The sequence below is a fragment of the Limibacillus sp. MBR-115 genome (assembly GCF_040549425.1).
Lineage (GTDB): Bacteria > Pseudomonadota > Alphaproteobacteria > Kiloniellales > CECT-8803 > Limibacillus > Limibacillus halophilus.
Genome location: NZ_JBEPTJ010000002.1, coordinates 481,906 through 507,013, shown reverse-complemented (window position 1 = coordinate 507,013; position 25,108 = coordinate 481,906). Strand labels below are relative to the sequence as shown.

At 58.4% G+C, this 25,108-nt stretch carries 27 protein-coding genes; 17 read left to right on the top strand and 10 right to left on the bottom strand.

Features of this window, described 5'->3' with window-relative positions:
* Positions 1–2: 2 nt before the first annotated feature.
* From ABIE63_RS05995 to ABIE63_RS05965, 7 genes are all read right to left on the bottom strand, one after another.
* Positions 3–1,037: an ABC transporter ATP-binding protein gene (locus tag ABIE63_RS05995; protein ID WP_354503554.1), complete on the bottom strand. Its 1,035-nt coding sequence runs from the start codon at positions 1,035–1,037 to the stop codon at positions 3–5.
* Complete coding sequence (locus tag ABIE63_RS05990) at positions 1,034–2,071, bottom strand: ABC transporter ATP-binding protein (RefSeq protein ID WP_354503553.1); 1,038 nt, start codon at positions 2,069–2,071, stop codon at positions 1,034–1,036. Before ABIE63_RS05990 ends, ABIE63_RS05995 begins: the two co-directional genes overlap by 4 nt.
* A 10-nt stretch (positions 2,072–2,081) precedes the next feature.
* Positions 2,082–3,026, bottom strand: coding sequence for an ABC transporter permease (locus ABIE63_RS05985; RefSeq protein ID WP_322091207.1), 945 nt, complete (start codon positions 3,024–3,026; stop codon positions 2,082–2,084).
* A gap of 12 nt (positions 3,027–3,038) precedes the next feature.
* On the bottom strand, positions 3,039–4,025 hold the full coding sequence (locus tag ABIE63_RS05980; RefSeq protein ID WP_354503552.1) for an ABC transporter permease: 987 nt from the start codon (positions 4,023–4,025) through the stop codon (positions 3,039–3,041).
* A gap of 125 nt (positions 4,026–4,150) precedes the next feature.
* A complete protein-coding gene (locus tag ABIE63_RS05975) occupies positions 4,151–5,743 on the bottom strand; it encodes an ABC transporter substrate-binding protein (RefSeq protein ID WP_354503551.1) in 1,593 nt (530 codons plus the stop codon).
* A 269-nt stretch (positions 5,744–6,012) separates the two neighbouring features.
* The gene (locus ABIE63_RS05970; protein ID WP_354503550.1) at positions 6,013–7,404 is read right to left on the bottom strand and encodes an MmgE/PrpD family protein; all 1,392 of its coding nucleotides are present in this window, start codon (positions 7,402–7,404) and stop codon (positions 6,013–6,015) included.
* A complete protein-coding gene (locus ABIE63_RS05965) occupies positions 7,397–8,218 on the bottom strand; it encodes a nitrilase-related carbon-nitrogen hydrolase (RefSeq protein ID WP_221205679.1) in 822 nt (273 codons plus the stop codon). Before ABIE63_RS05965 ends, ABIE63_RS05970 begins: the two co-directional genes overlap by 8 nt.
* 346 nt (positions 8,219–8,564) lie before the next feature.
* Between ABIE63_RS05965 and ABIE63_RS05960 the strand changes: the two genes are divergently transcribed.
* Positions 8,565–9,944, top strand: a complete 1,380-nt coding sequence (locus ABIE63_RS05960) for a PLP-dependent aminotransferase family protein (protein WP_354503549.1) — start codon at positions 8,565–8,567, stop codon at positions 9,942–9,944.
* 79 nt (positions 9,945–10,023) lie between these two features.
* Here ABIE63_RS05960 and ABIE63_RS05955 read toward each other — a convergent pair whose 3' ends face one another.
* Positions 10,024–11,184, bottom strand: a complete 1,161-nt coding sequence (locus ABIE63_RS05955) for an NnrS family protein (RefSeq protein WP_354503548.1) — start codon at positions 11,182–11,184, stop codon at positions 10,024–10,026.
* Between the two features lie 153 nt (positions 11,185–11,337).
* On the opposite strand from ABIE63_RS05955, the gene ABIE63_RS05950 reads away from it, so the two are divergent.
* The 11 genes from ABIE63_RS05950 to merA all read left to right on the top strand — a co-directional run bounded on the left by ABIE63_RS05950 (position 11,338) and on the right by merA (position 20,529).
* Entirely contained in the window at positions 11,338–11,793 is a 456-nt protein-coding gene (locus ABIE63_RS05950) for an Rrf2 family transcriptional regulator (RefSeq protein WP_354503546.1), read from the top strand.
* Between the two features lie 93 nt (positions 11,794–11,886).
* On the top strand, positions 11,887–13,545 hold the full coding sequence (gene ccoN / locus ABIE63_RS05945; RefSeq protein ID WP_354503545.1) for a cytochrome-c oxidase, cbb3-type subunit I: 1,659 nt from the start codon (positions 11,887–11,889) through the stop codon (positions 13,543–13,545).
* Positions 13,546–13,551: 6 nt separating this feature from the next.
* The gene (gene ccoO, locus ABIE63_RS05940) at positions 13,552–14,280 is read left to right on the top strand and encodes a cytochrome-c oxidase, cbb3-type subunit II (protein ID WP_183415036.1); all 729 of its coding nucleotides are present in this window, start codon (positions 13,552–13,554) and stop codon (positions 14,278–14,280) included.
* A gap of 5 nt (positions 14,281–14,285) precedes the next feature.
* Positions 14,286–14,459 (top strand): cbb3-type cytochrome c oxidase subunit 3, encoded by a 174-nt coding sequence (locus tag ABIE63_RS05935; RefSeq protein ID WP_183415035.1) that lies wholly within the window; start codon positions 14,286–14,288, stop codon positions 14,457–14,459.
* The gene (gene ccoP / locus ABIE63_RS05930; protein WP_354503544.1) at positions 14,450–15,331 is read left to right on the top strand and encodes a cytochrome-c oxidase, cbb3-type subunit III; all 882 of its coding nucleotides are present in this window, start codon (positions 14,450–14,452) and stop codon (positions 15,329–15,331) included. Before ABIE63_RS05935 ends, ccoP begins: the two co-directional genes overlap by 10 nt.
* Positions 15,328–15,552 (top strand): hypothetical protein, encoded by a 225-nt coding sequence (locus tag ABIE63_RS05925; RefSeq protein ID WP_354503543.1) that lies wholly within the window; start codon positions 15,328–15,330, stop codon positions 15,550–15,552. The genes ccoP and ABIE63_RS05925 overlap by 4 nt, the downstream gene beginning before the upstream one ends.
* Positions 15,553–15,562: 10 nt before the next feature.
* On the top strand, positions 15,563–16,360 hold the full coding sequence (locus ABIE63_RS05920; RefSeq protein WP_354503542.1) for a DUF2189 domain-containing protein: 798 nt from the start codon (positions 15,563–15,565) through the stop codon (positions 16,358–16,360).
* Positions 16,357–18,633 carry a heavy metal translocating P-type ATPase gene (locus ABIE63_RS05915; RefSeq protein WP_354503541.1) on the top strand — a complete coding sequence of 759 codons (2,277 nt, stop codon included), beginning with the start codon at positions 16,357–16,359 and terminating at the stop codon, positions 18,631–18,633. Before ABIE63_RS05920 ends, ABIE63_RS05915 begins: the two co-directional genes overlap by 4 nt.
* Positions 18,633–18,782 carry a cbb3-type cytochrome oxidase assembly protein CcoS gene (ccoS, locus tag ABIE63_RS05910; RefSeq protein WP_183415189.1) on the top strand — a complete coding sequence of 50 codons (150 nt, stop codon included), beginning with the start codon at positions 18,633–18,635 and terminating at the stop codon, positions 18,780–18,782. Before ABIE63_RS05915 ends, ccoS begins: the two co-directional genes overlap by 1 nt.
* A gap of 108 nt (positions 18,783–18,890) precedes the next feature.
* On the top strand, positions 18,891–19,133 hold the full coding sequence (gene merF / locus ABIE63_RS05905; protein ID WP_354503540.1) for a mercury resistance system transport protein MerF: 243 nt from the start codon (positions 18,891–18,893) through the stop codon (positions 19,131–19,133).
* A gap of 4 nt (positions 19,134–19,137) precedes the next feature.
* Positions 19,138–20,529 carry a mercury(II) reductase gene (gene merA / locus ABIE63_RS05900; RefSeq protein WP_354503539.1) on the top strand — a complete coding sequence of 464 codons (1,392 nt, stop codon included), beginning with the start codon at positions 19,138–19,140 and terminating at the stop codon, positions 20,527–20,529.
* Between the two features lie 37 nt (positions 20,530–20,566).
* Here merA and ABIE63_RS05895 read toward each other — a convergent pair whose 3' ends face one another.
* Positions 20,567–20,752, bottom strand: coding sequence for a hypothetical protein (locus ABIE63_RS05895; RefSeq protein WP_183415029.1), 186 nt, complete (start codon positions 20,750–20,752; stop codon positions 20,567–20,569).
* A 72-nt stretch (positions 20,753–20,824) separates the two neighbouring features.
* Positions 20,825–21,193 carry a hypothetical protein gene (locus ABIE63_RS05890; RefSeq protein WP_354503537.1) on the bottom strand — a complete coding sequence of 123 codons (369 nt, stop codon included), beginning with the start codon at positions 21,191–21,193 and terminating at the stop codon, positions 20,825–20,827.
* A 128-nt stretch (positions 21,194–21,321) separates the two neighbouring features.
* On the opposite strand from ABIE63_RS05890, the gene panB reads away from it, so the two are divergent.
* From panB to ABIE63_RS05865, 5 genes are all read left to right on the top strand, one after another.
* Positions 21,322–22,194 (top strand): 3-methyl-2-oxobutanoate hydroxymethyltransferase, encoded by an 873-nt coding sequence (panB, locus tag ABIE63_RS05885; RefSeq protein WP_354503536.1) that lies wholly within the window; start codon positions 21,322–21,324, stop codon positions 22,192–22,194.
* Positions 22,191–22,919, top strand: coding sequence for a GntR family transcriptional regulator (locus ABIE63_RS05880; RefSeq protein WP_354503535.1), 729 nt, complete (start codon positions 22,191–22,193; stop codon positions 22,917–22,919). The genes panB and ABIE63_RS05880 overlap by 4 nt, the downstream gene beginning before the upstream one ends.
* 164 nt (positions 22,920–23,083) lie before the next feature.
* A complete protein-coding gene (locus ABIE63_RS05875) occupies positions 23,084–23,371 on the top strand; it encodes a DUF6166 domain-containing protein (protein WP_183415026.1) in 288 nt (95 codons plus the stop codon).
* A gap of 69 nt (positions 23,372–23,440) precedes the next feature.
* On the top strand, positions 23,441–24,496 hold the full coding sequence (gene dctP / locus ABIE63_RS05870; RefSeq protein ID WP_183415025.1) for a TRAP transporter substrate-binding protein DctP: 1,056 nt from the start codon (positions 23,441–23,443) through the stop codon (positions 24,494–24,496).
* A gap of 92 nt (positions 24,497–24,588) precedes the next feature.
* Positions 24,589–25,107 (top strand): TRAP transporter small permease subunit, encoded by a 519-nt coding sequence (locus ABIE63_RS05865; RefSeq protein ID WP_183415024.1) that lies wholly within the window; start codon positions 24,589–24,591, stop codon positions 25,105–25,107.
* Position 25,108 lies beyond the last annotated feature (1 nt).

The window sequence follows — 25,108 nt, the reverse complement described above, 5'->3', positions numbered from 1 at the left end:
GGCTAGCCCCCTGCGCTGCCCGAGCGGCTCCAGGCAGGCAAGCGCCCTTCCTCAGCTGCGTGGCAGGATGCCCAACTCTCTCCATAGGGCTTCAACTGCGGGGCTTCGCTCCGGCAGCGTTCCTGGGCCAGCGGACAGCGCGAACTGAACGAGCACCCTGGTGGCGGATTGATTGGGCTGGGCAATTCGCCCGCTGCGCCGTCTCGATCTCTACGGCGCTTCGAAAGGTCTGGAATGCTGTCGACAAGCATCCGGGTATAGGGATGCCTGGGATGGGCAAACACCTCGTCAGGGGTGCCGATCTCACAGATCCGCCCTAAATACATGACGCCCACTTTGTCCGACATGAAATCAACGACGGCCAGGTTGTGGGAAATGAAGAGCATGGTCAGCTTGTAGCGCTCTTGCAGGTCGCGCATCAGGTTCAGTATCTGCGCTTGCACCGAAACATCGAGGGCCGAAGTCGGCTCATCGCACACCAGCAGCTCTGGCTCGCCTGCCAATGCCCTGGCGATGGAGATTCGTTGGCGTTGACCGCCGGATAGTTCGTGCGGGAACCGACGACCATCGCTTTCCGACAACCCTACGGACTCCAACAACTCGGCAATGCGTCGCGCAATCTCCTTTTCACTCTCGATGAGTCGCCCCTCCCGAATGGGCTCGGCAATGATATCGGCAATGCGCCAGCGCGGATTGAGCGACGAATAGGGATCCTGAAAAATCATCTGGACACGCGGTGCCGTCGATCCCTGCTCGCGGCCACCAGATGGCAAGCCAATCGGCAGCCCATCGACACTGATCGCACCCGCTGACAAGTCGTACAGTCCGACCACCAATCTAGCGACCGTGGATTTTCCGCACCCGGATTCGCCGACCAAACCGAAGGTCTCGCCCTTACGGACATACAGATCGATTCCGTCAACAGCCTTTAGGATTCGCCGTGGTGCCCCGGTCAGAAGACGTTGAATCTTGGGGGCTGACACATCGAAATGCCTGACGGCCCCTGAAATTTCTAGAAAATGCGGCGCATCGGTCATCGTTGGGCTACCTTCCTGGGCCTGTTAGGCGCTTCACCGCTATCAAGCGTCGGCAGATCATTGCGCCAACAAGCCACCAGCCCGGCACCGGCTGCTTCCAGGCGCGGACGCTCCATCGAGCAACGATCCATGGCAACCGGGCAGCGGCTCGAGAAGGGACAGGAGTCCGGTCGCACCTGCCCAAGCCGTGGCATCGCACCGCCAATCTGCGTCAGGCGGTCTTGGCGCGCGCCCAACAGCGGTATCGACCCCATCAGGCCCTTCGTATAGGGATGGTTTGGCGCTTCGAGTAATGTTTCGACCTTACCGATTTCCGCGACCCGCCCGGCGTACATGACAGCGACCCGGTCCGCCATCTCGGCGATCACCCCCATATCGTGGGTAATCAGCATGACGGCTGTACCATTCTCCCTGCAGAGCCGCTTCAAGACGCCCAGAATCTGGGCCTGAACCGACACGTCGAGCGCTGTAGTCGGCTCATCGGCAATAATGAGTGTGGGATTGGCTGCAAGCGCTAGGGCAATCACCACGCGCTGCCGCATACCGCCGGAAAACTGGTGCGGATACTGCTTGATCCGCTGCTCCACGTCAGGGATGCCGACATCGTCTAGCAGCTTGACCGATCGCTTCCGCGCTTCGGCCGGCGTCACATTGAAGTGAGTGCGGATGGTTTCCACAAGTTGATCTTCAACCGTGAACAGAGGGTCGAGACTGGTCATGGGGTCCTGGAAGATCGTCCCGACTTCACGGCCACGAATGGCCCGGATCGCCTGCTCGGAGAGGTTATCGATCCGGCGCCCGTTCACCCAAATTTCACCCGAGGCTATCCGGGCAGGCTGTGGCAGCAAGCCAATCACCGCCGCCCCAGTCATTGACTTGCCAGCGCCCGATTCACCAACGACTCCCAGGACCTCGCCCGGTTGAACCGAAAAGCTGACGTCATCCAGGATCTTGAGGTTGCCTTGGCGTGTCGGAAGTTCGACGTTGAGCTTTTCAATCCGTAGGATCGGCTCTTTCGATGGTGCTGAGGTCATACTGCGGCCCTCAGCGAAGGGTAGGATTGAGGACATCTCGCAGCCAATCCCCCAAAATGTTTATAGACAAGACAAGCAACAACAATGCAGCGCCGGGAAAGATCGTCATCCACCAGTAACCGGAGAAGAGATAGTCATTACCGATGCGGATGAGCGTCCCGAGAGAAGGCGCCGTCGGCGGGAGGCCCACGCCCAGGAACGACAGTGTTGCCTCCATGATGATCGCGATCCCAAACCCGACAGTCGCGATCACGAAAACCGGCTCAACGATGTTGATCAAGATGTGTTTGCGCATGATCCGCATTGGGCTAACGCCAATGATACGGGCTGCCTGCACATACTCGCGTCGGCGTTCGACCATCGTCGCACTGCGCACCGTCCTGGCAAAATGCGCCCAGTTGGCCAGGCCAATGGACAGCACGATGATGTACAGCGCCAGCGCATCGTGCACCTCTGCGGGCAGAAAGCCTCTCGTCACGCCGTCTATCAGCAGAGCAATCAAGATAGCCGGAAAGCTCAACTGCACGTCGGCAAGCCGCATGATGGCCGCATCGATCATACCGCCGGCATAACCGCTGATCAGCCCCAGGATAATGCCCACCACCGATGCAAAGGCCATGGAAAGCAGTCCCGCGAGCAGTGAAATTCTCATCCCGTGCAGGATCAAGGAGAGCATGTCGCGCCCCTGCGCATCGGTGCCGAGCAGATACCCGTCCAAACCTTCATCCGTCCAAGCTGGCGGCAAGCGAGAGGCCAATAGGTCAATTGACGCCAGATCGAAGGGATCATGCGGAGAAATCCAGGGCGAAAGTGCCGCAGCGACACACAGCACAACCGTGATGATCGCCGAGATCAAGGTCACCGGAGACGTTATCAGCGAGAATACAGCGTCGCTGCCGCGCAGGCGCGCAAGAAAGCCTGTCGTTCGCGCTGCCGTTGCACCTTCTGTTGCCACGATCAGCCTCCTCTAAGCTGCTTGCTTTTGCGTGAACTCAGCGCGCAGCCGCGGGTCCACAACGAAGTAGAGCAGGTCGCAGATCAGGTTTATCAAGACGAACATGACCGAAACCAGCAGCAGATAAGCCGCGATCACGGGAATATCACCGAACTGGACCGCCGTAATGAACAAGAGCCCCATACCCGGCCACTGAAACACCGTCTCGGTGATAATCGCAAATGCGATAATAGATCCGATTTGGAGTCCAGTGACCGTGATGATGGGGACGATTGCGTTCTTCAATGCATGGCGGAAATTGACCCGCAGCGGAATCAAGCCCCGTGCATGGGCAAACCGCACATAGTCCGAACGCAAGACCTGCAGCATCTGCGAGCGGACCAGTCGCATGATCAAGGTCATCTGAAACAGTGCCAATGTGATGGACGGTAAAATTAAAGCCTTCCAGCCACTAGCGGTCAGCATTCCCGTCGTCCACCAGCCAAGCCCAATCACTTCTCCGCGGCCAAAAGACGGCAGCCAGGAGAGCATGACCGAGAAAATCATGATCAGCAGAATACCGACTAGGAAGGGCGGCAAGGAGATTCCAAACAACGAAACAAGCATGAATCCACGGCTTGAAAGGCGGCGGGGATAAACCCCGGCAAGAACGCCCATGGGGATTCCAAAAGCCAACGCGAGGAAGCCTGATAGCAGGCTCAACTCCAATGTAGCAGGCAGGCGCTCGGCAAAAAGGTCGGACACCGGACGCCCCATCCGATACGAGATTCCCAGTTCTCCCTGTGCCGCCCCCATCACAAAGCGGCCAAACTGTACATAAACCGGATCGTTGAGGCCCAGGTTTTCGCGCAAGGCTTCGCGTTCCTGCAATGTCGCGTCCTGGCCAACCATGTTGTTCACCGGGTCGCCAACAAAGCGAAACAATGCAAAAGCGATCAACCCGACGGTGAGAACCACCAAAACGGCCTGCGAGAAGCGCTGTAGGATAAAGGCGATCATCTCTTAAATCATGTCTCTCGCTGGCTGGGGGTGGCGACTCGAATGAGGTAACAATTATTTCGCAGGACCGGCAAGAACCCGGGACGGGAAAATCCTCTCCGCCCCGGGAATTCTTGCTCCACGGCTTACTTTATCTTCGTCGTTTTCAACTCGAAGACGTTATCTGCGCGCTGGTTGACTTCGACATTCTCACGAACGCCCCAGGCCAGTGTCTGCTGATGCAGAGGAATCATCGCGATATCATCTGCCGCCAACCTCAAAGCCTCTTTGATCAAAGCCCTGCGTTCGTCGGCATCGACGGTCATCGCAATTTTTTGCTGCAGCGCATCAAGTTTGGGATTGGAGTAGTCACCCATGTTCCACTTGCCCTGTCCTCCCTCTGCCTTGGTGCCAAGGAAGTCGTAGAGCACGTTGTGCGCGTCATAGGTAGGCGGAACCCAACCCATCATGTACATGCTGGTGTCACGGTCCAGAACCTTGCCGAAGTACTTGGTTTTGGTCATTGCGTTAACCCGCGTCTTGATACCGACCCTGGCCAGCATCGTTGCCGTTGCAACGCAAATGTCCTCGTCCTTTACATAGCGATCATTGGGACAATCCAAAGTCACCTCAAAGCCATCGGGATAACCCGCTTCGGTAAGCAGTTGCTTGGCGCGCTTGAGATCATAGGCAGGGCGCTCCTCCATGGAGGGGTCATAGCCTTCGACCTGAGGCGCGATATAGGAGCCCGTCGGCTTAGCGGCACCTTCCATGATCCGGTCGGCAATCGCATTCTCGTCGATGCTCAGATAAACAGCCTCACGGACACGGCGGTCCTTGAAGGGATTTTTGCCCTTTACGTTGGAGTAAAGCAGCTCGTCGCGATTTTGATCGAAACCGAAGAAGATGATCCGCATCTCTTCGCCCTGCAGCATCTTCGTCTGATCGCTGCTATCGACGCGGCCGGCATCTTGCAACGGAACAGGATAGATCATGTCTACCTCACCCGACAACAGAGCGGCAACGCGCGTTGCGTCGGATTTGATCGGCGTGAAAATCGCCTTGTCGACGTTGTGCTCACGTTTATCCCACCAGTTCGGATTGGGTTCGAATACCGTTCGTACGTCAGGTTCACGGCTGACGACCATGAAGGGGCCGGTGCCGTTTGCATTACGGGTTGCGTAGTTTTCGCTTCCCTTACGCACGTCGGCCGCTTCCTCCGCACCGTTCTCGACGCTCCATTCCTGATCCATTATGTACCAGTCGGCGATTTCATTGAGCAGCGTTGGACTTGGGCCGCTGGTGGTTATCTCAACCGTCAGATCATCGACTTTCTTCAGCTCCGCAATAGAGCGAATTTTGGCCTTAACGTCGGACGTTTCGCCTCTGGCACGCTGAAAGGAGAAAATCACATCGTCTGCGTTGAAGGGATTTCCATTATGGAATGTCACACCCGCACGCAACTTGAAGCGCCAAACCGTATCGCCATCCCTCTCCCAGGATTCGGCCAATGCGGGCTCAATGCCAAGGTTGCGGCCACGCCGAACCAAAGATTCGTAGAAATTACCTTGGAACCCCGTCGTATAGATTTCGCTCAAGCCGTATGGATCAAGCGTCTGGGCATCGCCAGAGAAGGCCCACTTAAACTCTTCCGCGCGGGCGTCGTTCATAGTAGCGGCGGCGGACAAGGCGATAGCCAAGCCTCCTGCTCCAACAATTGAAAGTAACCTGTTTTTCATCGAATCAACCCCTCTCCCTGGTTTCACTCGGTTTCCGCTGCTGCGTCTTTGATGGCGCCCTCATGAGCATTCTCAAGGCGGAACTTCGCCGGCTCTCATTTCATCGGCAGTATAAAAGTCTATGGATTGTCCGGGGGTGACGTCAAGCACAATTGGTCCAATAATCGATCAAAATGGATTAATTGTATGGCATACAATTTCCGCATACTGGCACATGAAAGAGGCGGAACTCCAGATCGTCATTTTTATACAAGAGGTTACGGCACTCATCATTTTTGGCCCAGCAGTTCAGAAAGCGGGGACAAATCCCGCGCCGTATCCAGTCCGTCCGTCAATTGGATCAGTTTCTCAACCCGGCTGCCGTAACCACACTCACTCAGCAACGACCTAGTTTTTGTCACCGCTTCCCTGTGGAAGAGATTGCTGTCGATCTTATAGCGGTCGGCCTCGGGGTCGCCGCTCGGGCAGGTGCTTAAGAACTGTCTGACCTCGCGGTCGCGCGTCTTCACACGGAGGACCGTATGATACTCCTCTGGATAGAGCGCACTCAGCGCATCATCTTCGACGACCTTTACCTTGGCCGCCAAAGCGAGGATCTCAGGCCTTTGCACGGCCTCGACGGTAAAGTCCTTCAGCCCTATGTTTCCCTGAAGCAGGCAACAGGCAATATGATAAGGAACGTTGAACTGCGCATCGACCGCATTGATGGGGACCGGATGATATGTAAGCACATCGGTCCGGTACAAGCGGACTTCGACCTCTGCAATGTCTTGAACTGCGATCCCGGCGCGCTGCGCCTCCAAGGCGAGATCAATGGCACCGTGGGCAAAGCGGCAACAGGGATAGGGTTTGATCGCCGTCCCGAGCCCCCGCAAGTCTGTCCCTAAGCCCCGCGTGACGGCCTCGGTGTCCAGTTTCTGATCGTGGCCAAAGGCTGCAAAAAAGCCGCCCGCCCCTTCCAGGATCGTGGCGGGCCCGGTGAAGCCTTCTGCCGCCAGCAGCGCGGCAATTACACCGGACTGAGCGGCCCTACCTGGATGCAAGCGCTTTATCCAGGAGCCGTCTGCACGCCATTCCACCAATCCGGCGGCCTGTGTCCCCGCAATACCAAGCGCGCGCGTTGCAGCGATTCTGTCCAAGCGCAGAACAACCGCACCGGCAGCGGCAGCGCCCAAAGCACCGCAAAGCGCGGTCGGGTGGAAACCGTAGCGAAACAAGCTGCCACGGAAGACCTCTCCCAGCCGACAGGCCACCTCATAGCCAGCGATGAGTCCCAGAAGAAAATCCCGGCCGCTGGCCCCCGACGCCTCTGCAATTGCGAAAGCGGCAGGCACCACAGCCGCGCCGGGATGCAAAACGCCGATCCGATGATCGTCGTCCAACTCCAACGCATGGGCTAACGTTCCGTTCGCCAAAGCGGCCTCGCCGCAACTCAGGCGCAACCCGCTACCGAAGACGGCGGAAGGACCGCCGCTATTGAACCGGGTCAGCCCGGAGACCGTTCGTTTGGAGGATTCCGCCATCGCACCACCAAGTGTTACGGCCAGTGTGTCCAGGGCATAGGTTTTTGCCCTGGACATCGCTGCATCGTCACAACCTTCGGTTATCAGTCGCGTGGTAAATCCAGCCAGCTTTTCGGCCAGCGTTGCGGTTTCAGGCATCGACAATGGCTCCATAAGCTTCCGGCCGACGATCCCGATAGAAAGGCCAAACCTGCCGCACCTCTTCCAACCGTGCGCGGTCGAGGTCGGCGATCAGAATCTCTTCTTCCGTATCGCTCGCCTGCGAGATGATCTGCCCGATAGGATCGACAAAAACGCTCTTGCCGTAATACTCACTCTCGAATTCGGTGCCGACGCGGTTCACGCCAGCCACAAAATAACCATTGGCAATCGCATGGCCGCGCAGTTCTGGCTCCCAGACGCTCTGAGAGAATCCACGTTTGGTGGTGGCGGTTGGAACAAAGACCACCTCTGCACCATTCAACCCTAAGCACCGTGCGCCCTCCGGGAAGTGGCGATCATAGCAAATGAGCACGCCGATCTTTCCGAAAGTGGTGTCAAACACTGGGTACCCCTTGTTCCCAGGGCGAAAATAGAACTTCTCGTTGAAATAGGCGCTCATGGGAATGTGGTGCTTTCGGTAAAGGCCCAGAATCTCGCCCTTCTCATCGACAACCGCGGTCGAATTGTAAAGTTCGCCCGCCATAACCCGCTCGTAGAAGGGCACCACAAGCACCATGCCTAAGGCCTTGGCCGTACGGCGCATCAACGTCATCGTCGGCCCGTCAATCGGCTCTGCCAATTGTTGGTCGTCCGGATTGATCTTCTGCGGAAAAAACCAAGTCGCAAAACACTCGGCAAGGCAGGCGACCTGCGCGCCCTGTTCAGCGGCCTGGCGTAACATTGCCTCCGCACGGGATAGATTCTCGTCACGCTCCATCGACGCCTTCATTTGAATGAGTGCCGTTCGCACTTTAACCCCTCCTCATTTTTCGCCCAGTTTCAAACGCCTGGTCGATATTGTAATACAATTGACCGCAACAATTAGGATTACGTAAGCTTACAATGTCAGTCAATACCTGAATTTTTCGCATAATTGTACTGTTTTTATGGCGATACCCAAGAGATCTGCGCGTCACTACCGGTCGAGATGCACAGCAATTCTCTTTGAAATCTCTTGCTACAACAAGCCCCTGACGAAAATTCGAAGGCTAACCGCAAGACCGGGGTTGCTGCCGGATCGGCTATGGTTAAATACGCCATCTTCGAGAGTGATTTCATGAATTGTCTACACAGACAATATGCTTTATAGAGAACTCATGGTTGAAGAATGGACACCGAATATCGATGATCGCAAGGTCCCTTTGTACCGAGCGATCGCCGATGCTATCGAACGCGATGTCGCGGACCGCGTTCTCCGGCACGGAACCCAAATGCCGACCCACCGCGCCCTGGCAGACAGACTGGGCGTCAATGTGGCAACGGTCACGCGCGCCTATTCGGAAGCACGATTGCGCGGGCTTCTGGTCGGCGAGGTGGGGCGCGGCACCTATGTCAGCAATCCTTCCGCATCAAGCGAGCGAGCCACCACCGAAAGCGGTATCATCGACTTCAGGATCAATCAACCGCCGACATCTGAAGTCGAAAAGGCCCTCTCTCGTGAGCTGGCGGCCTTCTCGGGCCGGGTGCGCACTATGGGGCTGCTCGGGTATCATCAAGCGCCTGGTAAGTTGCAGCACCGCAGTGCCGGGTCGAAGTGGGTCGAGCGGGCCGGCGTTTTTGTAGAACCGGGCCGAGTCGTGTTGACCAACGGCGCGCAGCAGGCCCTTATGGCAACGTTCGCAGTCTTGACGCAACCAGGCGACCTGGTCGTCACCGAAGCCCTCACCTATCCCGGCATTCGCAGTTTGGCGGACCTTTTCCGCGTCCGGCTAAGGGGCTTGCGAATTGATGACCAAGGGCTGGTGCCAGACAGCCTGGAGGAAGTATGCCGGGAAGAGAAGCCGGCGGCACTTTACCTTACGCCAACAATCCACAACCCGACAGCGACGGTCTTACCGTTGGAGCGGCGCCAGGAGATTGCCAGAATCGCCGAGCGCTATCAGGTGCCCATTGTCGAGGACGATATCTATGGTCCCCTCACCGCTGGTAATCCGGCACCGATTTTCACGATGGCGACTGGCGATTGCTACTACGTCTGTGGAACTTCCAAGACCGTAGCGCCGGGATTGCGGATCGGCTATCTGGTCGCGCCGTCGCATATGATCCATTATGTGGCTAACGCCGTCCATGCCACGACGTGGTCGGCCCCACCGCTTACTGCGGAGATTGTCACCTCCTGGATCGAGTCCGGGATTGCCGACCGCGTGCTAGAGTGGCATCGAGCGGAATCGGGTCGTCGGCAAGCCGCCGCTCGACGTATTCTGGGACAGTTCGATATTACGAACCAGCCGTTTGGCTATCACCTGTGGTTGCGCCTGCCCGAAGAATGGCGCAGCGAAGATTTCGTCCAGGCCGCCAGGGCCAACGGCGTTGCAATTGCCCCAAGCAGCCCCTTTGCCGTTGATCCGAGGGATGCCCCAAGAGCTGTGCGCATCAGTCTGGGCTTGCCTGAGAATCAAGCCCTCATGGAAGAAGGGCTGATGCGGATCAACGACACCCTATCGCAATACAACATGCCGAAGAACGTTATTATCTGATAGCTGCTGGATCGCTTGGCACAGACAGGCGGTAGGCTTGCGGTGGTATGCTGGGACTGCTGCGAGCGGCAGGTCTAATTCAGTGACCGGGCTCGCGTTGAGGCAGGCAAAGCAGCCTCACATACCAGAACGCAAACAGCGCAAAGGCCCCGCCCCAAGACATACCAGCCAACATCAGAATTGGCTGTGTGGCTGTGTCGGTCCAACCCATCGCCACACGCAACACGGCGCCGACCACCAATAGCAGATAAATGACCTGGGTCACCTTGTCGGCGGTCAAGGGACGACCGGCGTGCCCAAGGATGGCACGCGTCATGACAGCCAGGGTCATCAGCCCAATGGTTCCGGCGGTAAGACTGTGCAGCGCGGCGGGCACAGAAATCAGATGCGGCCAGAGTGCTGCTCCGCCCAACAGCAGGAGCGAGATCCCCAGCGAGCCATAGGCGACATGGAGCACCAGCAAAAGCGGCTCAGCGATCGTGCGATGGCCCGCCCAGCGGCCTAAGCGCAGCAGCGTGGCGGCACCAGCAATGAAGAGCAGTATGCCGGCAGCCAAGGACTCCGGCGCCGCAACCCACCCAACCAACGCAACCGCCACACAAACCAACGCGACCTTATCGAAAGTGCCGACGGAAGCCGGAAGCCCTTCCCTATCTCCTCGTTTCGCAAGCCAGTTTCGCGTGAAACTCGGTGTAATCCGTCCGCCGATCATAGCGATCAACATCGCAAAAACGCCTAAGGCCGCCCGCTCGAAGCCGCGGGACTCGAAGCCCGAAAGATATGAGATCAACCAACCGGCGTTCGCCAGGGCCAGCAGGGATATGAGGATGCATACCGGTATGTTTTTCTTGTTTCCGGCCGCCAGGATTTCCCGCCAGACCGCAGCCGCCAGAACCAGCAGAAACAAGCTATCGATCGCCGCCGCCAATTGAGGTGCTGAATCGCCAAAGAGCAGCGCCAACCGCCCGGCCAACCACAAGAAGAAGAGGAACGCCAACCGCCGCCCTTTCAGGGGTAGTCGGCCCGTCCAGTTCGGGACCGCCGTCAATAAGAACCCGGCAATTACCGCTGAAAGAAATCCGAAAAGCATTTCATGAATGTGTAGCGCCAGAGGGTCGAGCGCCGATGGCGGCACCCAACCGCCGCTCAGACCGTTTACCCAAATGCCGATCTGCAGAGCAGCCTGCAGGCCGGCAGCTGGAAAAAAGATCGCGAAGGCACGCGCAAACAACCGTTCCATGATTACCTGCCATTCTTTCCAAGCGCCGACTCGATCTTGGCGATTTCCGGGTGGACGCTTTATCAATTAAGTGGCATATTAAATACTACTTTTAACAAAATCCGCAAGGGCCTGAAATTTGGGGCGCCTCATTCAAGGAACTAAGCGATGCGTATGACCCAGCACAGCGACTATGCCCTACGGTTGCTGGTCTTCCTGGCATTGAGGACGGACCGGACCTGCACCGTCAGTGAGATCGCCGAGGCATATGGACTATCCCGCCATCACCTTTTGAAAGTGGCATTGCAACTAAAGAACCTCGGATTAGTCGATAGCCTTCGCGGGCGCAGCGGCGGAATCAATCTCGCGGTCGATCCGGCTGACATCAATATTGGCGCGTTAATGGAATCGCTGGAGACCGATTTTGCTTTGGTGGAATGCATGAAGCCGACCGGCGGCAACTGCGTCATATCACCGGAATGCCGCTTGAAGGGCATGTTCCACGAGGCGCTGGAGGCCTACCTCGACGTATTGCGCGCCTATTCGCTCGCCGATGCGCTGGGGAACGGACCCGCGCTGGCCGCCCTGTTGGAGATTCCCGGTACCGACAACCTGGGCTCGCTCAATTGATCTAGCTCAAAGACAGGTGGCGCGCGGTTTCATAGAAACAGGAAGAACGTTCGCCCCAATCCGGCGACCCTCACGTGAAGAGACAGGTACGACATGATTTCACAATTGACCAGAAGTGAGCGGCTTGGGTCGCTGGCCGTGTTGCTGTTGCTCGCGGTCATCGGACTGGCTTTTGCCGGGGCTGGAAACGGCGCGCCGCTCGGCGTTCACGGGCTTATCATTCTATTTTATGCGATTGGCCTGGCCTTCGTCGTGATGCATGGTTATTTCGAAGCCGAGCCCGACCCCGAACGTCTGTCGAGTTACTATGACGATCCGATCAAGGTCGGCGTCGTCCTCACTATGCTTTGGGCCGTGTTCGGCATGTTCTTCGGGCTGTGGGTTTCGGCCCTTCTGGCCTGGCCGGATCTCACCTTCGACGCTGGGTGGGCGAGCTTCGGCCGTATGCGCCCCGTCCACACCTCCGGGGTCATTTTCGGGTTTGGCGGCAACGCGCTTATCGCTACGTCGTTCCATGTGATGCAGCGGACATCGCGTGCACGTCTGCCCGATCAGTTTTCGCCTTGGTTCGTCCTCCTGGGATACAACCTGTTCTGCATTCTGGCGATCAGCGGTTATTTCATGGGCCTCACCCAATCCAAGGAGTATGCCGAAGCAGAGTGGTATGCAGACATCTGGCTGGTAATCGTCTGGGTTGTCTATTTCCTCCTCTACATCCGCACCCTGGCGCGGCGCAAGGAGCCGCACATCTATGTCGCCAACTGGTATTACCTGGCCTTCATTCTGGTCGTGGCCATGCTTCACATCGTCAACAATTTGGCGATCCCGGTCTCCCTGGGGAACGCCAAGAGTTACTCGCTGTTTTCCGGTGTCCAGGACGCCATGACCCAGTGGTGGTATGGACACAATGCGGTGGCCTTCTTCCTGACCGCCGGCTTCCTTGGCATGATGTACTACTATCTACCCAAGCGCGCCGAACGGCCGATCTTTTCCTATCGCCTCTCGATCATCAGTTTCTGGGGAATCACCTTCCTCTACATGTGGGCCGGGTCCCATCATCTTCATTACACGGCCTTGCCGCAGTGGGTGCAGACATTGGGCATGACGTTCTCCGTCGTGTTGCTGGTTCCCTCCTGGGCCTCGGCGGGCAACGCCCTGGCCACGCTCAATGGCGCCTGGCACCGGGTTCGCGACGACGCAACGCTACGGTTCATGATGGTGGCAGCCGTATTCTACGGTCTCAGCACCTTTGAAGGGTCCTTCATGGCCATCCGGCCGGTGAACTCCCTATCTCACTACACCGACTGGACCGTCGGCCACGTACACGCAGGCGCTCTGGGCTGGGTGGCGATGATCACCTTCGGCTCTATCTACGCATTGGTCCCCTGGATATGGAAGCGCGAGCGCATGTACTCGGCCAGACTGGTGGAAGTGCACTTCTGGTTGGCGCTGTCCGGAACCATCGTCTACGTCTTCGCCATGTGGAACTCGGGCATCATCCAGGGCCTGATGTGGCGCACATACAATGACAGTGGCACGCTGGCCTACTCCTTCATCGATTCCCTGGTGGCGATGCATCCCTACTATATCGCCCGCACCTTTGGCGGCCTGCTGTTCCTGCTGGGCGCCATGGTTGGCACCTACAATGTTCTCAAAACCATCCGCGCGGCCGCCCCGGGAACGGTGCCGACCGCCGATGACAAGGATATCCCGGCGGATGCCGCCAAACCGCTACTCCAGCCGGGTGAGTAAAAGATCATGCCAGATTTTCATCGCAAGCTAGAACGCAACTCCATCGGCTTCGTCATCGCCATCGTCCTGGTGGCCGCTATCGGCGGCATCGTGGAAATTGCTCCGCTCTTCACGATCGACGAAACGGTTGAGGCCGCGCCGGATATGCGCGTCTACACGCCACTGGAGATAGCCGGCCGCAATATTTACATCCGTGAGGGCTGCTATGCCTGTCACTCGCAGATGATTCGCACTCTGCGCGACGAGGTGGAGCGCTATGGGCCCTACTCGCTGGCCGTGGAATCCCAATACGACCATCCTATGCTGTGGGGTTCAAAACGCACCGGGCCGGACCTCGCCCGCCTCGGCGAGAAGTACTCCGATGACTGGCATGTCGCCCACCTGATCAATCCGCGCGACGTCGTGCCTGAATCGGTCATGCCAAAGTATGGGTGGCTGCAGCGCCAACGCCTGAAGGTCGAGGATCTGGATCAACATCTCGCGGCGCTCCGCAAGGTCGGCGTTCCCTACTCGGATGACATGATCCAGAACGCCACCGAGGATGCAAAGGCACAAGCTACACCGGACAGCCGCGGTGTGGAGGGTCTGACTCAGCGCTACGGTGAAGCTACGCACCTGCGCGCCTTTGACGGCGACCCGTCCCGGTTGACTGAGATGGATGCGGTCGTCGCTTACCTTCAAATACTCGGCAAACTGACCGACGCCGCCTATGCGGCGCCTGCGGTCAAGGAGTAGGCAAGATGGAGTTCTTTGATCACCAGACCTTGGTCGGCTTTTCGAAAAGCTGGGGCCTTTTCTATCTCATCGCCCTGGCATTAGGCGTTCTCATCTACACTTTCTGGCCTAGCAACCAATCTCGATTCCAGCAGGCCAAGAAAAGCATTCTCGACAAGGATGACAGGCCGTGGACATAGGCAAGCGCGACCCCATTACCGGACAAACAATAACGGGCCATGAGTGGAATGGCATCGAGGAGCTGAACACGCCGATTCCGCGTGTCGTCCTTTTCTTCCTGGCGGTAACGATCCTGTTCTCGGTCATCTACTGGATCCTAATGCCCGCCTGGCCGATCGGCACGACCTACACCAGAGGTCTGCTTGGGCTGGATCAAAAAGATATCGTTCAGATGCAGGTCGAGCGCGCCCAAGCCGAGCGTGGCGCTTGGACCGACGAAGTGGTGGCACGGAGCTTCGATGCCATAGCCGCGGACCCTGAGTTGATGACTAAGATCGGCGAAACCGGACCCACGCTCTTTGCTGACAACTGCGGCGTTTGTCACGGCGTTGAGGGAACCGGAAATCCCGGCTTTCCTGACCTTTCGGCCAAGTCATGGCTGTGGGGGGGCGATCCGGAAACCCTGGCCGAAACCATTCGCGTGGGTATCAACGCCACGCACCCCGAAACCCGGCAGTCGCAGATGCTGGCCTTTGGCCGCGACGGGATTCTCGCACGGTCGGAGATCAAGGACGTAGCCGCCTACGTGCAATCCCTGAGCGACCCGCAGGCGGTAAGCGGTGAGCCGCCTGAGCGAATTCAATCAGGAAGCGATCTTTTCGCGGATAACTGCGCGGCTTGCCACGGCGAGGACGCACGCGGCATGACCGAGGTCGGTGCCCCCGACCTGTCCGATTCGATCTGGATATATGGCGGTGATCGCCAAGCGATCCTCACCACACTCATGCAAGGGCGCCAGGGCCAGATGCCGGCCTGGGAGAACCGCCTATCGCCCACCGAGATCAAGATTCTGGCTATCTATGTGGGAACACTGGGGAGGACTTCGCAATGAGTAATCTTCCGTTTGGCGGCCCACGCTTGCACAGAAAGAAGCGATCATCCTTCTGGCTACTCACCGTGTTCCTGGGGGCTTTGATTCTCGTCGGTGCAAACGCGCATTTCGTCTATGTGGCGGTAACCTCACAGCCCGATTGCGTACCGCACTTAAAATCTCCCGCCGCGGAAAAGATCGGCGAGGAATCCCCGTTCCGCGCCGCCAAATCGGCTTGCTGAGGACCCGCAGATGAGCAACACAGCGACCCCGAATAGCCCCACCCAAGACAGCACGGTGCCCTTGGCGCAGCAGCGCCAACGCAACCTGCCCGCGACGGCGGCTTTTGACTGGCTGGCCGCCGGCTGGCGCGATCTATGGAACAAACCGCTGCCCAGTCTGGCCTATGGCGTTGCGGTATTCGGCGTATCGCTCGGCATCGTCTGGGGGCTCATTGCGCTCGGCATGGATTACATCCTGTTTCCGGCACTGGCTGGGTTCATGGTTGTCGGGCCCCTGCTGGCAATCGGGCTCTATGCAAAGAGCCACGCGCTCGAAACCGATGCGCCCGTGCGGTTGGGGCGGATGATTATGGTGCGGGCCAAATCCGGGCCGCAGGTACTTTTTACGGGAACCATTCTCTGCCTATTGATACTGGCCTGGATACGGGCTGCCGTGATTGTCTATGCCCTGTTTTTCGGCCTTCGGCCCTTCCCTGGGTTGGATGATGTGGCCGCCATGCTTTTCACCACACCGATTGGTTGGGCAATGCTGATCGTTGGCACCGCTATCGGCGGTTTGTTCGCCGCCTTCTCCTTTGCCATCAGCGTTTTCGCCGTTCCCCGCCTCTATGACGAGCGGACCGATGCCTTCACCGCGATGGGTACCAGCATTTCCATGGTATGGAACAACCTCCCGGTCATGATCGCCTGGGGTGCCATCGTCCTGCTGCTCTTCCTTCTGAGTGTGGCGACTGGACTAGTAGGGCTGATTCTGGTCTTTCCGCTCCTGGGGCACGCGACCTGGCATGGATACCGGGCAATGAAATGAGCTGCTGCCTTCCCAATGCGGCAATGACGCAAGGCGAGGGCGGCCCTCCCTCGTCGGACGAGTTGCGTCTATCCAGCTATGATCTTGGTGGCGGTTTGCTACAGACCGATCTGTCGGTTCCGGGCATTCATTGCGCTGCCTGCATTCGCGCCGTCGAAGGCGGCCTCAAGGCTCTAGAGGGTGTAGAGAACGCGCGCGTCAACCTGTCTACCAAACGAGTCAGCATCAAGTGGCGCGGCAACAATGTACCGCCGTTTATCGAGACCTTGAGACAAACCGGCTATGCGGCGCACCTCTATGAAGACCGAAAGGAGGACGAAGACAAAACACTGACGCACCTGATACGCGCGCTCGCGGTCGCAGGGTTCGGCGCAATGAACATCATGTTGCTGTCGGTGTCGATCTGGTCTGGAGCGGATACTGCCACGCGGCAGTCGTTTCACTGGGTATCCGCCTTCATCGCCTTACCCGTCCTGGCTTACTCCGGCCAAGTGTTTTTCCGTTCTGCCTGGACAGCGCTGAAAGCTCGGCGAACCAATATGGACGTGCCGATCACCATCGGCGTATCCCTGGCGTTCGGCCTTAGTTTCTATGACACCCTGACCGGCGGCAAGCATGCTTACTTCGATGCCTCGGTGACACTTCTCTTCTTCCTTTTGATCGGCCGCACGCTCGATCACATGATGCGGGAGAAAGCACGCGTCGCGGTGCGTGGATTGATGCGTTTGGCGCCGCGCGGGGCAACGGTGCTGCTGAGCGACGGCAGTCAGGAATACCGGCCGATCAGCGAGATTGCTCCCGGCATGCGTCTACGAATCAAGCCCGGCGACCGTGTCGGCCTGGATTCCCGGGTTGTCGAGGGCCGCTCCGATATCGATGCATCCATTGCAACGGGCGAAAGTATGGCCCTGCCGGTCGAGCGCGGCTCGGATCTCAAGGCGGGAATGGTCAACCTGACGGGCGCGCTGACCGTTGAGGTGACGGCGCGCGCCGAAGATTCCTTTCTCGCCGAGATGCTGAGACTCATGGAGGTTGCCGAAGGTGGGGCCGCACGCTATCGGCGCATTGCCGATCGTGCCGCGGCAGCTTACTCCCCTCTTGTTCATTCCGCGGCCTTGTTGACTTTCCTCGGCTGGATGCTGGCCAGCGGAGACTGGCACAACGCCGTCAGCGTCGCGATTTCCGTCCTCATCATCACCTGCCCCTGTGCGCTTGGATTGGCGGTGCCCATCGTCCAGGTCGTGGCGGCGAGACGGCTGTTCGATGGTGGCGTTCTGGCAAAGGACGGTACCGCCCTGGAGCGTTTGGCCGGAATTGATACCGTGATCTTCGACAAGACCGGAACTCTCACATTGGGCCGTCCCGCACTTTTGACGCCGGAGGCCTATCGCCCGGAGGTTCTCGGCAAAGCCGGGGCCATTGCCGAGCGCTCCAGTCATCCCTTGGCAAAGGCTATTGCCGCGGCCACCGGCCCTGCACAACGTTTCGGTTACGCGCCCCAGAACGTGACGGAGACACCGGGCCTGGGTATGGAAGCCAGTCTGCTGGGCCACACCTACCGGCTTGGCCGGGCCGAATGGGCCCTAGCAGAATGCACGGATGCGACCCTGTTCGGGCGCACGGTCCTGAGCGAAGACGGGCGGCTCATTGCCACCTTCGCCTTTCAGGATCGCCTACGTCCCGGCGCGAAGGACGCCGTGATGCGGCTACAACGCGAAGGGCTTGCGCTGGGCATACTCTCCGGCGATCACGAAGAGTCGGTCCGCGCGATCGCGGAGGCACTGGGCATTCCCGCCTACGAATCCGGCATGCTTCCCAAGGCCAAGCTGGCGCATATCGTGGCGCTCACGGAGGCCGGACACAAGGTCGCGATGATCGGCGATGGGTTGAACGACGCCCCTGCTCTGGTCGCCGCCGAGGTGTCGATGGCGCCGGCTTCCGCCGCCGACATTGGTCGAAACGCCGCAGGTTTCGTGTTCCTGCATGACAGCCTGGAAGCGGTTCCCGCCGCATTGGAGACAGCGCGGCGCGCGCGGCAATTGATCCGGCAGAATTTCCTGCTCGCAATTCTATACAATGCGTTGGCGCTTCCCGTCGCAGTCGCTGGCTACGTCACGCCGTTGGTCGCTGCCTTAGCGATGTCGGTCTCCTCCCTCCTCGTTATCGTGAATGCCCTTCGATTGGGAGCCTCCAATACTACCGCCAGGAAGAAGGGCGAGCCGCAGTTGGTCGGGCCGCGCCACGACCTTCACGCCGTGCGGAGCACCGGATGATGAGCAGCCTGACTTTTCTCATTCCCATCGCGTTGCTTCTAGGACTGGTTGCCCTTTGCGCGTTCCTCTGGTCATTGCGCAGCGGTCAGTATGAAGATCTAGATGGCGCGGCTGCGCGCATCCTTCTGGACGAGGACACGCCCGGATAGTGCCGTCCAACTCCTTTACCAATTCGTGATAATTTAGCGCTTGAGCCTGTAGTTGATACAGGCGTTATGGTTCTTCCATCCGCCATCATATGGAGAGCCCTGAGTCTTATGAAATCCGACGAAAAACTGTTCCGCACGGGTGCGATTGGATCGATCATTGTCGCCCTTTGCTGCTTCACCCCCTTGTTAGTCGTGTTTTTCGGCCTGGTTGGCCTATCTGCTTGGCTCGGATGGATCGACTATATTCTGTTCCCGGCACTGGGCTTCTTCTTGCTGTTGACCGCCTATGCCCTCTACCGTCGGAAGTTCCACCCGGACTCTGTCTGCGCCGACAAGCCGGAGGGCCGCTAAAGCCATGACCGATCTTATTGTCGTCGGAGCCGGTTCAGCAGGCTTCTCTGCAGCCATCACCGCAGCGGAACTGGGCGCGGAAGTTACACTGGTCGGCCAGGGGACCATCGGTGGCACCTGCGTCAATGTCGGCTGTGTGCCGTCCAAAGCTCTCATCCGCGCCATGGAAGCGCTGCATCATGCAAACGAGGCCTCACGTTTCTTAGGAATCGAAGCGACCGCCCGCCTCCAAAACTGGCAAACTCTGGTGGCGCAGAAGGACACCCTTGTCGAGCAGCTTCGCCAAGCCAAGTACGCCGACCTTTTACCCGCCTACGATAAGCTCATCTATCGGGAAGGGAGGGCGACGTTTGACCAAGAAGGTGTCCTGGTAAACGGTCGGCGAGCGCCTGCGGACAAGGTCATCATCGCCACCGGAGCGTCGGCCGCCATTCCCGCCATTCCGGGAATCGACGGTGTTTCCTATCTGACCAGCACCACCGCGCTCGAACTTCAAAACCTGCCCGAATCCCTAATTGTGATTGGTGGTGGGTACATCGGTTGCGAACTGGCCCAGATGTTTGCCCGTGCCGGTGTAGGTGTCACCCTCTTTACGCGGCGGCGGCTTGTGCCTGACACGGAACCGGAGATAGCCGATGCCATCACCGGATACCTGCGCGAGGAAGGAATTGCGGTACACGCCGGACTTTCCTATGAGAGCATCGCTCAGGATAACGGCGGCGTTGTCTTGACGACCGTCAGCGACGGTGAAACCACAACACACCATGCCCAGCAGGTTCTTGTCGCCACGGGGCGACGGCCAAATAGCGAAGGACTCGGCCTTGAGGTTTCCGGCATCGACACAGAAGCCGACGGGCGTATTGTGGTCGACTCCTGCATGCGCACTCGCCGCCGGAACGTCTATGCCGCAGGCGACGTGACCGGCCAGGATCAATTCGTCTACATGGCCGCGCATGGCGCCAAGATAGCGGCGGAAAACGCCTTGAACGGAGATGGCCGGCGGTACGATGACAGCGCGGTACCCGCCGTGGTCTTCACGGACCCGCAGATTGCAAGTGTCGGTCTTACGGAAGCAGAGGGGCGGCAACGCGGCCACGCCGTCAAGTCATCCGTCCTACCCTTGTCCTACCTGCCGCGCGCACTCGCAGCACGCGACACACGCGGCTTGATCAAGTTGGTAGCCGATCGAACGACAGACCGCTTGCTGGGGGCGCATATTCTCGCTCCCGAAGGCTGCGACAGCATTCAAACCGCGGCGCTAGCGATCCGCCAAGGCATGACCGTGCGAAATCTTGCGGACATGGTCTTCCCGTACCTAACGACCGTAGAAGGACTGAAGCTCGCGGCGCAGACTTTCGATAAGGACGTCTCCAAACTTTCCTGCTGCGCCGGCTAAGTGCAAAACGGCTGTCCGGCGCTAGAAAAAGGGCGCGTTACTGCTTTTTGACCTTGTCCTTGCCGGCTTCGGGGAAAACCCACATGGCAACAATCATGAAGGCTCCCAGGGCCAGGATGATCCAAGGGGCGGGGCCTTCGGGCGATTGACCCTCCAACCAATAGGCAACCAACGCCACGACTCCCACCAGAACCGACAGCATGGCTTTTAGATGTGCTGGCATCTCTCGTCTCCCAATGTTCTCATCATGTAGAGCCCCCTTCCACCGATGGTGGAAGCGTGGTTCGAAGTTGTTTCAAATCGTCGTGGCGACAGTCACCATCAGTACTACCAAGCCGATCCCCATGAAAGCCACCAAGCCGACGGGGCGATTGCGTAACGCCGCGGGCAATTGCTGGAACCCAGGAGGCCCCGCAAGCAAAGCGAGCCCGCCAGCAATCACGGCGGTCGCCCAGTCAAGTTCCTGAATCGCGAACAGCAATAGTCCGCCGACCAACAGCACGATCAGGATACCGTTGCCGGTGACAAGAAATGAGCGCGACGGTGTCCACCAGCCCTCCGGCATAGCCGACACCGGCAAAAAGCCGGCCACCAGGACAATACCCACCGTCGTCGCAAAAACGCCAAGGGTGAAGATCGCAATCGGCAGAACTCCAAATACCATGTATCAAGCCCTAAGCATTATTCGACTGAGTTCTCGCTCACGAACCAAACACAAGCTGTTCGCTTGACCGGTCATTGACCATACCATATGCATATCACTAGTATATCACAAGTCCAGGGGAGACCAAGATGTCCCAAGAGTCCGAGAAAAAGAAGCGGACGATTACCGAGATCCGCGACTCTAAACATACCGGCGAAAAGATGGTTTACACATCGGTTCCCGACTATACCTCCGCGCGTTGGGCCGAGATGGCCGGTGCGGACGTCTGCGTTGTCGGTGACAGTCTGGCGATGGTGGCCCATGGCCACAAGAGTACGATCCCGGCAACCATGGACATGATGGTCATGCATGCGGGTGCCGTACGTCGTGGAGCGCCCAACACCTTCGTCCTGGGGTGCATGCCTTATCAAAGCTACAACACGGTAGATCGCGCACTGACCAACGCCAGCAGGTTCATGCAGGACGCGGATTGCGATGCCGTGAAGCCTCAGGGCGGCAAGAGCCAGGCTCATATCCTGAAAGCCTTGGTCGATGCCGGTATCCCAACGGCCTCGCATATCGGGCTGACGCCCCACACCATCGCCATGTTCGGCGGCTTCAAGATTCAGGGCCGAACGGCTGACGCGGCCATGAAGATTCTAGAAGACGCATTTGCCATCCAGGATGCAGGATGTTTCATGCTCGAGTTCGAAGCCGTTCCCGCCAAGATAGCGACGATCGTTTCCAAGCAATTGGAGATCCCGACTATAGGCATTGGCGCGGGCGCAGGCACTGATGGCCAGATTCTGTTGAGCTACGATCTTCTTGGAGTTTTCACGGATTTCAAACCCAAGTTCACAAAACGGTATGCCAACCTGACCGAGGTAGCGGTTGACGGCCTGCGGCGCTATGTTGAAGAGGTCAAAGCGGGCCAGTTCCCCGATGAAGAACACAGTTACGGCGTGAATGACGAGGAGTGCGAGAAATTCCTGAGCATGGTCGAGAAGCGCAAGCAGATTTGAGCGGCAGCGACGCGCCGGTCAGCGCTCGGAGCGCTGGCCAACGCGTGCTCGATGATCTGGAAAGAATGGGGGCTCCAAACGATAGCCTGACGCAAAAGGCCTATCGCCTCCTGGAAGAACAGATCGTCATGCTGCGATTGGAGCCCGGCGCGGTTCTTTCCGAGTCTGCATTGGCCAAGCAGTTTTCCATCGGACGCACACCCATCCGGGAGGCCCTTCAAAGGCTGGCGCGGGAAGGCTTGGTCCTGATTTTGCCGCGCCGCGGCATCCTGGTCAGCGAACTGAATGTTCGCCGGCAGCTTCGTTTGCAGGAGTTGCGCCGCGAGGTCGAGCGCCTGATGGCGCGAAAAGCGGCCAGGCGCGCCACTTCCGAGGAGAAGCAGGCTTTTGAGATGATCGCCGAAGGGATGCACGAAGCGGCCCGCATCAATGATGACATCATGTTCATGCGATATGACCGGCAACTCAATCTTCTGCTTTGTCACGCCGCGCGCAATGAGTTCATCAACAGCGCAATGTCGCTCACGCACGGCATGTCCCGGAGATTTTGGTATTCGCATTATCGCGAGGTGGCCGATCTGCCCCTATGTGCCAGGCTTCATGCCGACGTGGCGACGAAAGTCGGTGAAGGTGACAGCGCCGGCGCAGCTCAGGCAACCGACGCCTTGATGGACTATGTCGAGCAGTTTACGCGCGCAACTTTGGATTTCGGGACCGGGAACTGACTTACACAATCTAAGATTGCTAGTTGCGAGAGAGAATCCCGCGCCCCGGGCCCTATACCTGAGAATAACATTCATTTCCTCCGAAAGACCCTCTTTCCAACCCAGGTATTGCCTTGTACCATACGCCAGATATATCAGTCGTCGATGACCTGTCGGAGAGAAGTATGAAAGTCTATAGGGGGGACCGGACGATCGATGGCGTGCAGGTCACGGTGGATGGAAAGCCACTGAAGGAGCGCGTCGATCTCAAGCAAATATCCAAAAATGGATTCGAATGGAGTTACGAGGGACCGGAACCTGCACAATTGGCGCTGGCGATCCTGGCGGACTGTGCGGGCGACGCCACAGCACTAAAGCACTACGACACCTTCATGCAGGAGGTTGTCGCTAATTTCCAGAATGACTGGGAAATGACCGAGGCCGACGTGATGTCGGCGCTCGAACCGGAGTAATCCGCCTGCCCTTACCTCATGGGAGCAGATGCGGACTACAATGATACTTAATATTGAGGGAGGAGAACCATGTTGAAACATTTTGCACCACGCGTGCTTGCCGGCGCGGCACTGGCCGTGACCCTTGCGGTCACGGGTCTGGCCAACGCCCAAGAGCACAAGTTTAAAATGGCCACCGCTTGGAGCGGCGGACCACTAACCGACATTGGCGCTCAGGCCTTCGCCGACCGGGTTAAGGAAACCTCCGGTGGACGCATTGAGATCGAAGTCTTTCCGTCAGGCACCTTGGGCCCGGGCCTGAAAGTCTCCGAGACCGTGAAGAACGGCGTTGCCGATATGGGCCATACCTGGGTCGGTTACGACTGGGGCGCGGACACGACGGCAGTGTTGTTTGGCGGGTACGCCGGCAGCTTCGACAGCGAGCGGATGCTGCACTGGCTCTATCGTGCAGGCGGCGCCGAACTGCACGCCCAGTGGCGCGATGAACAGTTCGGCCTGGTCGCCATGCCGCTCTTCATTCGCACCTCCGAAGTGTTCTTGCATTCCCGCAAGCCCGTTCGCACGCTTGAGGACCTGCAAGGTCTGAAGCTTCGTACCGCTGGCGCATGGTTGGATATCTCCCAGTCCATGGGCGCCGCACCGGTCACCATGCCGGGCGGTGACGTGTATCCGGCTCTTGAGCGCGGCACCATCGATGCGACCGAATGGGGCACGCTCTGGGAGAACCTTTCTCCTGGATTCTACCGGGTGACAAAATACGTGATCATCCCGGGTGTGCACCAACCGACTGCGCCGTTCGAGCTGGTGGTCAACAAGGACTCCTGGGCCAAACTGTCGGAAGCTGATCAGAAACTTATCAGTGACGCGGCCTTCTATACGACGATGAACAGCTGGCTGACCATCGGCCAGGAAGATGCCAAGGCCCTGGAGGTTTATCGCCAGGAAGGCAACGAGATCGTCGAGCTCGATGCCGAAGTGCAAATCGCTGCACACAATGCCGGTATCGCCTGGGCCGAGAAGCAGGCAGAGGGAAACGAATGGTTCCGCAAGGTTCTAGACCATCAGAAGGCTTTTGCCGATCTGTGGAAAGACGCCAATCGGTACCGCAACGTGAAGACCGAGTAGGATCACGTTCAGCCGTTTGAACTCGGGGCGCCCGCCGGCAAACAACAGCCGCGCGGGCGTCACTTCCCATAAGCCCTAACGTTCGGTTTCCCATGAAACGCATTGTCACCGCGCTCGAAAAGTTGACGGTAGGAATCGGCTACGCCGCGTCGGTCCTCATTGTCCCACTGATACTGGCAACCTGCTACGAAGTCTTTGCTCGCTATGCCTTCGGCTCACCAACGATCTGGGCGTTCGAGCTTGGTTACTCCGTGATGGGAGTTCACTTCCTACTGGGCGCGGCACTGACGCTGCAGCGGGGCGGGCACATTCGCATTGATGTGCTCTATGGAAACTTTAAACCCAAGACAAAGGCGACGATCGATCTTTTCTTCTACGTGATTTTTCTGCTGCCGTTTTTAACGATCGTGTCCTATTGGATGCTCAGCTATGCCTTTGATTCCTTCGTGAGCGGCGAGCGCACCGGCCAGTCGGCCTGGAACCCCGTGATCTGGCCGTTCCGCATCATGATCTCCAGCGCCATCGCGCTACTTACCGTCCAAACTATTGCAGAGATTTTGAAGTGCGTGATGACACTCCGCCACGCCGATGATCAGGCGGAGGAGGCCTAAG

Bases quoted from the DNA above. Each gene is read 5' to 3' on its own strand.
- ABIE63_RS05935 (WP_183415035.1), top strand. From the start codon at position 14,286: ATGGAGTTCTTTGATCACCAGACCTTGGTCGGCTTTTCGAAAAGCTGG.
- merF (WP_354503540.1), top strand. From the start codon at position 18,891: ATGAAATCCGACGAAAAACTGTTCCGCACGGGTGCGATTGGATCGATC.
- ABIE63_RS05915 (WP_354503541.1), top strand. From the start codon at position 16,357: ATGAGCTGCTGCCTTCCCAATGCGGCAATGACGCAAGGCGAGGGCGGC.
- ABIE63_RS05895 (WP_183415029.1), bottom strand. From the start codon at position 20,752: ATGCCAGCACATCTAAAAGCCATGCTGTCGGTTCTGGTGGGAGTCGTG.
- ABIE63_RS05920 (WP_354503542.1), top strand. From the start codon at position 15,563: ATGAGCAACACAGCGACCCCGAATAGCCCCACCCAAGACAGCACGGTG.
- ABIE63_RS05980 (WP_354503552.1), bottom strand. From the start codon at position 4,025: ATGATCGCCTTTATCCTACAGCGCTTCTCGCAGGCCGTTTTGGTGGTT.
- ABIE63_RS05925 (WP_354503543.1), top strand. From the start codon at position 15,328: ATGAGTAATCTTCCGTTTGGCGGCCCACGCTTGCACAGAAAGAAGCGA.
- ABIE63_RS05975 (WP_354503551.1), bottom strand. From the start codon at position 5,743: ATGAAAAACAGGTTACTTTCAATTGTTGGAGCAGGAGGCTTGGCTATC.
- ABIE63_RS05995 (WP_354503554.1), bottom strand. From the start codon at position 1,037: ATGACCGATGCGCCGCATTTTCTAGAAATTTCAGGGGCCGTCAGGCAT.
- merA (WP_354503539.1), top strand. From the start codon at position 19,138: ATGACCGATCTTATTGTCGTCGGAGCCGGTTCAGCAGGCTTCTCTGCA.
- ABIE63_RS05990 (WP_354503553.1), bottom strand. From the start codon at position 2,071: ATGACCTCAGCACCATCGAAAGAGCCGATCCTACGGATTGAAAAGCTC.
- ABIE63_RS05950 (WP_354503546.1), top strand. From the start codon at position 11,338: ATGACCCAGCACAGCGACTATGCCCTACGGTTGCTGGTCTTCCTGGCA.
- panB (WP_354503536.1), top strand. From the start codon at position 21,322: ATGTCCCAAGAGTCCGAGAAAAAGAAGCGGACGATTACCGAGATCCGC.
- ABIE63_RS05955 (WP_354503548.1), bottom strand. From the start codon at position 11,184: ATGGAACGGTTGTTTGCGCGTGCCTTCGCGATCTTTTTTCCAGCTGCC.
- ccoS (WP_183415189.1), top strand. From the start codon at position 18,633: ATGAGCAGCCTGACTTTTCTCATTCCCATCGCGTTGCTTCTAGGACTG.
- ccoO (WP_183415036.1), top strand. From the start codon at position 13,552: ATGCCAGATTTTCATCGCAAGCTAGAACGCAACTCCATCGGCTTCGTC.
- dctP (WP_183415025.1), top strand. From the start codon at position 23,441: ATGTTGAAACATTTTGCACCACGCGTGCTTGCCGGCGCGGCACTGGCC.
- ABIE63_RS05865 (WP_183415024.1), top strand. From the start codon at position 24,589: ATGAAACGCATTGTCACCGCGCTCGAAAAGTTGACGGTAGGAATCGGC.
- ccoN (WP_354503545.1), top strand. From the start codon at position 11,887: ATGATTTCACAATTGACCAGAAGTGAGCGGCTTGGGTCGCTGGCCGTG.
- ABIE63_RS05890 (WP_354503537.1), bottom strand. From the start codon at position 21,193: ATGGTATTTGGAGTTCTGCCGATTGCGATCTTCACCCTTGGCGTTTTT.
- ABIE63_RS05875 (WP_183415026.1), top strand. From the start codon at position 23,084: ATGAAAGTCTATAGGGGGGACCGGACGATCGATGGCGTGCAGGTCACG.
- ABIE63_RS05970 (WP_354503550.1), bottom strand. From the start codon at position 7,404: ATGCCTGAAACCGCAACGCTGGCCGAAAAGCTGGCTGGATTTACCACG.
- ABIE63_RS05960 (WP_354503549.1), top strand. From the start codon at position 8,565: ATGGTTGAAGAATGGACACCGAATATCGATGATCGCAAGGTCCCTTTG.